2 protein-coding genes are annotated in these 10098 nt (G+C 33.1%); both read right to left on the bottom strand.

The window, feature by feature from the left end; translation table 11 throughout:
• Nucleotides 1–190: 190 nt before the first annotated feature.
• A complete protein-coding gene (locus tag Q4Q55_RS08280) occupies nucleotides 191–1915 on the bottom strand; it encodes an MATE family efflux transporter (RefSeq protein WP_303372352.1) in 1725 nt (574 codons plus the stop codon).
• Nucleotides 1916–1924: 9 nt separating this feature from the next.
• Nucleotides 1925–10090, bottom strand: coding sequence for a non-ribosomal peptide synthetase (locus Q4Q55_RS08275; protein ID WP_303372351.1), 8166 nt, complete (start codon nucleotides 10088–10090; stop codon nucleotides 1925–1927).
• Nucleotides 10091–10098 lie beyond the last annotated feature (8 nt).

Here is a 10098-nt window from a genome sequence, read left to right as displayed (position 1 = left end):
GAGGAGATGCAAAAAGAAATGCAAAATAGGATTAAAATTCAATTGAGTATATTTGATAATGCAAAAGACAACCTTCTACGAAAAACAATGAAAAGATATTAGCCATTCTAAAGGAACTCATTTAGACTAAATTACTTTTCTCCAGAAATGGCTTATTTTCAAATCTTATCATAACATTATTGGTTGGGTTTTAATTTTTTATAGTGATTACAGTACTGTTTAAACCCAATACTCTTGAGTAATCAATCTTATCTGCAATCTTATTTAAAACGCTAATATTATCAAATTCCAAATTATCATTTTCAATTACAGGATTAAAATCAATTCCCGTGTCCTTAATCGAAATCAAAATATTTTCATCATTATTTCTAACTATAACATCAATTGTATCAACGCTTTCGTTAGTGTTGATGATATTCACAAGCATCTCTTCAATTGCAAGACCAACAATTGTTGAAGACTTATTGTCATTTAAATAATTTTCAACATCCCTAGCCAAATTAACAGCATCTTTTATATTCCCATTTATGGAATGTTCAAATACATTATCATCATTGTGCTTGTTAATGAAAAATCCTGAGTATTCACCATGGGTTTTCCTGTTGATATGTCTTGAATAAACAAACAGGAATAATATTGTAAATAGTTCAGCTAATGCAAAAGAAATCCAAATTCCATTTCCACCAAATACAAAAGACAACACTGCAGCAAAACCAATTGGTAAAACAAATCCTTCAAGCAAGGATATGATTGTTGATAATTGATTTTTTTGTATTGCTTGAGCATAAAAAGTATATAAAAATGTAATTGCAGTTCCAATATAACTTACAGCAAATATTCTTAAAGCATTTATGACAACTGGCACATCGGCAGGATTTTTAACACTATAAAGTAACAATAAGGACTGAGGATAAACTATAAATAATATTGCCAATGCTAAACTAGCAATAAGAACAATTTTTAGAGACCTTTTAATTACATAATTTACCCCTGAATAGTCTTCTTCTTTAAAGTAAACTGAAACAATAGGAGACATTGTTTGAGAAGTCCCAATTAAGAAAATATATAATATAAACAGACTGTTATAGCAGATGCTGAATGCAACAAGTCCGGATTTCCCAATATATAGCCCAATTAATATGTTAATGATGAATAATTTCAATGTTAAGTACAATTGTGTTGACGAAGAAGAAAATCCTGAAGTTACAATCTGTTTAAGATAACCTAAGAATTCGCCCATTTTCAATTTTATGAACTGTAATGTGCGTTCTGATTTGAAGAAGTAATATGAAATAAATATTGAGCCCATTAAAAAACCTGTTGAAGATGCTAATGCAGCACCGCCAACACCCATTGCAAAAAATTTAATATAAATAAAGTCAAAGCAAAGGTTAATAATGTTTGCCAACAATATTGCTCTAAACGGCAGTGTTGGAATACCGTCTGTCCTAATGAAATATGATAAACTCATCATATAACATAAAAATGGCATTCCAATTACAAATGCAGAGAAATAACTGGTAACATCAGGAATCAATTCGGGTTGTGAAGCACATAAGAATTGTGCAATTGATCCAGAAAATGCTAAACCAAAAATTGCAATTAGTATTCCGATTGTTAAAAGGGATATGAGGGCAACAGTGAAATAACTGTTACTCTTTTCATCATCAAATTCTGCTTTTGCTACTGAACAAAGTACACTTCCACCTAATCCAATCATCCAATAAATGAGATTGATGAATGTGGCCACAGGAGCTACAATTTGGATTGCGGATAGGTTACCTGCACCTAGTAAAAAACTTACAATTAATCCATCAACAAACAGACAAATATTTCCAGCCATTGAAGTGAATAGGGTAGGCAGGAAAAATTCCTTGAATTTACTTCTTAATAACTCATAATTACGTTCATACATTTTAATCCTCTACTCTAAAAAGCCCATTCCTCTAAGGTAATTAATAAAGTTATTCAAGTAGTCATAGGTTGTTAAAGGCCAATATACATCGAAATGATTTAAAATATTGGTAGTAAATGTATTTGATACATTGACTATGCTTCTGTTTTTGGCTTTACCCATACCAACTTGTGTAACAAGTCCTGAAATACCTTCCTGTTTTGATTCATCTTTTCTGGCTTCATCTAATAATTCGTTGAATTCATCCATTTCTACTTTATTCATTTCATAGCCTTGAGCAACGATTGTATGTAAAACATCAGCATAAGTAATATAATGGCTATTATATGCATTGAACACTGTGTTTTCTTTTGGTGTTTTAGCTAAAGCAATAATAGATTTTGCTACAATATCAATAGGGCTGAATTCTGTTTGTGCAACAAGTAAATCAAATGGCATTGCATGCAGAGTAATATATGCTTTTAAACGGTTGATGAAACCGTTTGATTCAAAGTTGATTTGGAACTCCGCATCAGTTTCCCTTGCCATCAAGTTACCTACACGAACTATTTTGCCTTCACCTCCTTCAACAACATGCTCAAGGACAAGACGTTCCGCTGTAAATTTACTGGATAAGTATTTATTGTCCAATGCCTGACCGACATACAATGTTTGTTCATCAAATACAGTGTCTTTAGGTGGGAAATTATTAACGCTCTCACCAGCAGTACTTGTTGTTGAAACTTGAACATAACATGCACCAATGTTTTTAGCAAATTCCAATCCATTTTGTACACCGAAAATATTGACATCCTCAATTTGACTGCCTTCAGCAAAGTGTTTTACATTAGCTGCAGAGTTAATGATTGTGTCGATAGGATAGTTTTCAAGCTTTTTGAAATCTCCAATGTTTGTAATGTCTCCTTCAACGACAAAAATCCTTTTACCAAATAAATCTTCATAATTTTCATCAAAGTAGTAGAAGAGTAGTGATTTCAATCTTTCTTCAGGTGTAAGGCCTCTTCCGGCACGTTGCAGACAATATATGAACCCATCTTCATTTTCTATAAGATCTTTAAGGATGTGGATTCCTAAAAATCCGCTTGTTCCGGTAACTAAAACATTACCTAAATCACGCATATCTCCATTCAGGAAGTTATCCATGGTGTTTTGGGTTAAAAGCTCATCTATTCTTGAATAATCATATTGACTTTCCTCACTTTCAACAATTTCAGATCCTGAAATAAATTCAGCCAGGTCTCTTGGAGTAGGATGATTAAATATGTCAGCATACTGAACCTCATAACCCTCATTTAAAGCACTGATTGTAAGTTTGGTCACAAGCAGGGATGTTCCACCAATGTCAAAGAAATTGTCTGTGACTCCAACTTTATTCAATCCTAAAATTTCTTCAAATGCAGAGGCGAAGAATGCTTCAACATTATTAGTTGGTTTGACATATTCATTGGATATTTCAGGAATAGGTAATTTTTTAACTTCGATTTTACCGTTCAATGTCCAAGGCAATTCCTGAAGCTGTACGAAGACAGATGGAACCATATATTTTGTCAATGATTGGGAAATGAAATCTTTCAGCTCATCCTTATCGATTTCCTCATCTGAAGTGTAATAAGCGCATAAATGATCATTATCATTAATCTTTTTAATTGCACATACTACTTCTTTGATTGCGCCGAATTTTAAGATGGCCTGTTCAACTTCTCCTAGTTCTATTCTTAAACCGTTAAGTTTAATCTGGTTGTCTAATCTTCCGTGGATAACAATTTCCCCTTCAGGGTCAATTGTACCATAATCACCGGATTTATAATAGTTTATGCCATTGATTTTAATGAATGATTCTTTTGTACGTTTTTCCTTGTTCAGATAACCTCTTCCAACACCTAATCCACCAATATACACTTCACCTATTACTCCGTCAGGTATTAAATTACCGTCAATGTCACGCACGTCCATAATCACATTGTAATGAGGTTTACCTGTTGTGATATTTTCCGCACTTGTAAGCAATTTGTGGTTTGTATGTATTGTGGTTTCTGATGGTCCATATCCGTTGTATAAGTTAACATCAGGATTAATGGACTTAATTCTAGTGTACAATTGTGGTTTAAATGGTTCTCCAGCCAAAGATACAGATTTGAGGTTTTTGAATGCTTCCTGCATTTCCTCTAAATCCAAGTATTGGAACAGTCTTGAAGGAGTTCCTGCCATTGCATCAACTTTTGTACGTTTAATTAATTTCGCAAGAGCAAGTACGTCTTTTGCCTCAACATCACTGGCGAATACATAGGTTAAACCATGTGTTAACGGCACTAAAACATCACATACTGAAATATCAAATGTTACTGTCTGAATTCCTAAAACACGTTTTCTGTTTTCTACTACATCAGTAATGTAGTTGTTTTCAGGTTTTACAAGCAGATAGTTTGTAATGTTTCTGTGGGTGAGCATAACTCCCTTAGGATTACCTGTTGATCCTGAAGTATAAATTAAAAATGCAAGATTATCTGGGTCAAGCTTTACAACAGGATTGTTTTCATTTTCCTCTTTTAACAGGTCAAAGACATTTAATGTATTTGCATCACTGAAATCGGAAATGATGTAATCCGCTTCAGAGTCACTGTAGATATAGTTAATACGTTCTTCAGGATATTCCGGGTCAACCGGAATGAATGCAGCCCCTGCTTTAATAATACCCCACATGGATGCAGTTAAGTTACTGTCACGTTTAAGTTTGAATAAAACTTTGTCTCCAGGTCTAACTCCTTTTTTAATTAAAGCATTTGCAATACGATTGGCTTTACGGTTAAGCTCATCATATGTGAATTCACCATCTTCAGCAATCAATGCCAGTTTATCCTTATTTTTCTCAACTGTCTCATGGAACACTTCGTTTAGGAACGGATTGAATGAATAATCAAATTCTTCAAGTTCCGGTTCATCTATAAGGGCAATATCCTTAACTTTTGTTTCAGATATGTCGCAGGTCATGAATTTTTCAATGATTGTCTTGACAGCATTATTGAATAAGTCAATCATGTGGCTTGAGTAAAGAGAATCGTCATATTGGTTGATTAATTTCAATTCTCCTTTCTCCTCCAAGACATTGAATGATATTTTAAATCTTAATGAATCATAATCGATTCTTTCCCTTTCATAGGTTTTGCCGTTCATGTTAAGGTCTTCAATAATTTCTCCCTGATAGACATACAGGAATTCAGGAGCCAAATCATATTTGTTTGCAATTTTAGTATATGGATAAAACTCATAATTCAAAGTGTTCAGCCAGTTTTCATTAACATTATCGAGTAAATCTTTAATGGATTTGTCTGATTTGATGTGGCATGTGAAAGGAAGTGTTTTTACAAGCATTCCAATAGTGTTTCGATATTTCGGATTGGTTCTACCTGTTGAAACTGTTGAAATTAACAGGTCTCTTGTAAAAGTAAACTTGGATAGTGCCAAAATAGTAGCAGACAAGAATAGGTTATTTTCAGTTATACTCTCTTTTCTACAGAAATCATGAACATCACTGGCATTTAAGGACAATTCATTAGTGCATAAAACACCTTCATCATCTGATTCCAAATCAGGTGTAACCACAGTGGATTCATCAAATTCGGAAATTTCCTTATCAAAGAATGCTTCAGCCTGTTTGTATTTATTTGATTGTTCCAATTCACTTTCAATTAAACTGTATTCAAAGGCATCAACAGTCTCTTCTGGAATTTCATCGATTTTACCATCATAAAATAGAGTAATATCTCTAAAGAACAGATTTGCTGATGTTCCATCTAAAATTATGTGGTGGAAATCATTGAGCAAGACAACTTCTGTTGGTGTTTCAATAATTTTAAACCTGAATAGGAAGTCCTCAGATAATGAAAATGGACGTATAAACTTATCAATGTCCTTTTGTGTTACTTCCACATCCTGTTTTGTAATTGTTATTAAGTCTGAAACATCCAACTCATCATTTCTTTTCTGTAATATTTCACCATCTTTTTGAACAATCTCCATTTTCAGATATGAATGCAGGTCGATAGCATCAAGGATTGCTTTTCTTAATTTGGCTGAATCTACACTCTTATCAAATCTGATGATTTTTGGCAGATTGTAACCGATTTTATCGGGCTCTTTAATACAATCAAAGTATACTCCCAGTTGATTGTGTGTTAAAGGATAGTATTCTTTCAATTCAACTTCTTCAGTTTCAGAGACTTCTTCAGCAGCATTTATCAAGTTAACGATTTCCAGAACATTTTTTGACTTCATCATGTCCATTATACTTACATCAACTTTTAACTCTTCGGAAATCTTTGCAAGCAACTGAATAACTGTCAAGGATGTAAAACCAATGCTGAACAGATTAGTTGTAACTCCAAAGTCCTCTTTGGAAATAATTTCCTTACACATGTCCAATACATGTTGTTCTAATTCATTGGAAGCTTCAACAACTTCTGTTATCTCATCGTCGACTGATGGGAGAGGCAATTTTTTCCTGTCTAATTTACCGTTAGGATTTAAAGGCAATTCATCCAATTGAATAAAGAAAGTTGGAATCATGTAATCTGTTAATTCCTGTGAAATGTCCTCTTTTAAGTTATTAGTATCGATTTGTGAGTCTGCAACATAATATGCACATAAGTATTCAGTATCATTTATAATTTGAACATTGACAAATACTAACTCAATATCACTGTTTTTCAGTATGACATTTTCAATTTCACCGGTTTCTATTCTTAAACCTCTGAGTTTAATCTGTGAGTCTGCTCTTCCGACAACAACCAATTCACCGTTGTCACGTTTATAACCTAAATCACCCGTATTGTAATATGGAATACCATTTTTAGTATAGAATACCTCTTCAGTTAACTCAGGTTTGTTCCAATATCCAGCAGAAACTCCGACACCTCCAAGTGCAATGTTCCCTACAATATTGCTAGGTAACGGATTATTGTCAATGTCCACAATTGAATCAATAGTGTTATGAATAGGTTTTCCTTCAGATACAGCATTATCAGTCATTAATTTTGCGTGAGATGCAATAGTTACCTCTGTTGGGCCATATGAATTGTAAATATTTGCATCAGTGTATTTAACTAATGTTGGATATAATGATTCGATGAATTTTTCACCGCCAATAGTTATAACTTTAATGTCTTTCATAACTCTTTTGAAGTCATTAATTGTCAAATATTGCTGCAGCCTGGATGGTGTAGCTGACATTCCATCGATTTCATATTCTTTAATTAACTCTGCCAATTTAATAGGATTCATTGATGTTTCTTCATCTGCAAGCACCATTGGGACCCCATTCATAACAGACGCGAAGGCTTCACGCAGGAATGCAATAAATGAAGCGGTTGTAATTGATAACATTTTGGAAACATCATTAGCTATTGCGTTAATTGGTGAGTTTTCAGGTGTAGGCTTAATATAATTTGTAATGCTGTCCTGTTTTATCATTACACCTTTCGGAAGACCGGTTGAACCGGAAGTATAAATTAAAAGTGCAATATCATCATTTTCCAAATCGACTTTTGGATTAGCGGTATTTGTTCCGTCAAGCAAATTATCAATATCGACTTCACCTACAAGAGGATCATCGGATATGATCATCTTACATCCGCTGTCTTCCTGAATATGAGTAATTCTCTCTTGAGGATACTTAGGATCTACTGGAATAAAAGATACACCCGCTTTCAAAGCGCCGACAAGTGCAATCATTAATTTGGAAGTTCTGTTTAATTTCAATATGATTTTATCATTAATTTTTAAACCTTTATCAATCAATGAATTAGAAAATACATTTGCTTTTGTGTTGAGTTCATCATAAGTCAAATTGACATCATTTGCATAAACTGCAATGTCGTCTGCTTTTTTAGCAGCAATATATTCAAATTTATCTTTCAATAACGGTTCTGTGATGTCTAATGTTAACTCATCTTCTTTTTTAGATATTTCATTTTCTTCAGCACTGGTTAAAAGTGAAATATCACAAGCATTTTGAGTTAATGAATCCATAAATTTATTTAAAACTAAATCAATGCTTTCCACTAACTTTTCCATCAGTTCAAATGAATACAATTGATCATTATAACGTATGATAAGATTAATATTTTCCAAATCCTCTTCAACATATATACAAATGTTGAATTTAGGATAATCAAGTTCCAACGGTTCAACATTAACTTTATTTCCGTTTTTCAATACTTTCTCATCAAATAAACCAACCTGATATGCATAATAAATTTCCGGAACAAAATTGTATTCTTCAAATATTTTGGTAAACGGATATGATTCATTGTCGATTGTATCAACAAATGTTTCATTTACTGAATTGATATAATCCAAGACGCTCTGATCAGTATCAATGGTCATTGCAATTGGAAGGGACCTTACAATCATTGCCAATGTCTTGAAGTATTTTGGATTGATTCTTCCATTGGAAATTGTAGTTAAAAGCATGTCCTTAGTATATGAGAATTTTGACAAGGTCAAAAGAGATGATGCTAAAAACAGACTGTTTGGAGTTATACTGTTCCTTTTTGCGAATCCAAAAATATCTTCCTTGTTGATTTGAACTGAAACCTCTTTAAGAGATCCTAATTCTTTTTCACCGATAATATCCGGTTCGATTGAAGTCACATTTTCTATATCCGACAGCCTGTCTTCAAAGAACTCTTTAGCTTTAATGTATTTTTCACTTCCTTCAAGTTCTTTTTCATCTAAAATAAAGTCGAATCCGGAACTTACATCTTCTGCATCATTAACATTATCATATTCATCCAAGAGCTCATTAATGAATAAATTAACTGAAGTTCCATCAAACAATATATGGTGAACATCCATAAGCAATATGGTTTTATCTTCAGTGTAATAAATTTCAAAACGATACAATGGTCCTTTAAACAAGTCAAACGGACGTGCAAAACTGTTTTTAATCTCTTCTGTAGCTAAACTTTCATACACATCCACTGAAACTGGTTCATCATCCTGCCTTTTAAGGTAGGTTTGTCCGTTTTCCTCAAATAAAATGCTTTTAAGGTAAGTGTATTTATTTACTAGATTAATAATTGAGCTTTTAAGTTTTTCCACATCAATGTTGGATCCCAAATCAACGGCAGATGTTGTATTATAAATCAATTTGTCAGGATGTTTTATGGATTCAAAGTAAACTCCCAACTGGTTTTGGCTTAAAGGATACAAATCTTGCTTTTCATGAGATACATCTACGGATTCAGCAGGAGCATTAATTAAAGATGCGAGGTTTCGAATGTTTTTTGATTCACTAAGCTCTTTAATACTGAGTTGAACGCCCCAATAGGATGCAATTTCATAAGCGATTTTTATTGATGAAAGTGAAGTTAAACCCAATTTAATCAGATCAGTTGTAACACCAAATTTATCGGTTTTCAGGACTTCGGAAATGATTTCGAACAATTTAATTTCAATATCTGTTTTCGGTTCAACAATTTCTTCGATAGCGAATTCTGGTGTTGGAAGAGCTTTGACATCCACTTTTCCATTTAGATTAAGCGGGAACTCATCCATTTTCATATAAAATGAAGGAACCATATATGGAGTCACTTTACTTTTAATGAACTCATTTAAGTCATCTTCATCAATTTCGCCATCACTAATATAATAACATACAAGATTATCATTTCTAAGTTCAACAACTGCATTAGTAATTGATGGTGAATAATTTAAAACAACATTTTCAATCTCTCCAGGCTCAATCCTTAAACCTCTAAGCTTGATTTGCCTGTCGATTCTTCCCTTAACCACAAGTTCACCGTCAAAAGTGAAATATCCTTGGTCTCGGCTGTGAACCATCCTTTCATTTTCCCAACAATCTGAAAATGGATTTTCAACAAAGGTTTCATTAGTCTGTGTTTTATTATTGTGATATCCTAGAGCTAATTTTAAACCAGATATGACAATTTCACCAGGAACCCCAATTGGAAGAGGCATGTTATTTTTATCCACAATATAAACCCAAGTATTTCCTGCAGGGAAACCCACTGGAATTTCATCTAATTGAGATGCTTTTTTGACATCCTGATATGCTATTACTAAAGCTTCAGAAGAACCATAACAGTTAATCAAATCAGTTTTACGACTTAATATAGTTGGTGTTGCTTCTTTTAATCTTTCACCTGCAATAATCATGTTCTTTG

It is taken from the genome of Methanobrevibacter sp. (genome assembly GCF_030539555.1).
Taxonomy (GTDB): domain Archaea; phylum Methanobacteriota; class Methanobacteria; order Methanobacteriales; family Methanobacteriaceae; genus Methanocatella.
This window is presented reverse-complemented; position numbering and strand designations above follow the sequence as displayed.

Coding starts and splice junctions, on each gene's coding strand:
- Q4Q55_RS08280 (WP_303372352.1), bottom strand. CDS start 1,915: ATGTATGAACGTAATTATGAGTTATTAAGAAGTAAATTCAAGGAATTT.
- Q4Q55_RS08275 (WP_303372351.1), bottom strand. CDS start 10,090: ATGATTATTGCAGGTGAAAGATTAAAAGAAGCAACACCAACTATATTA.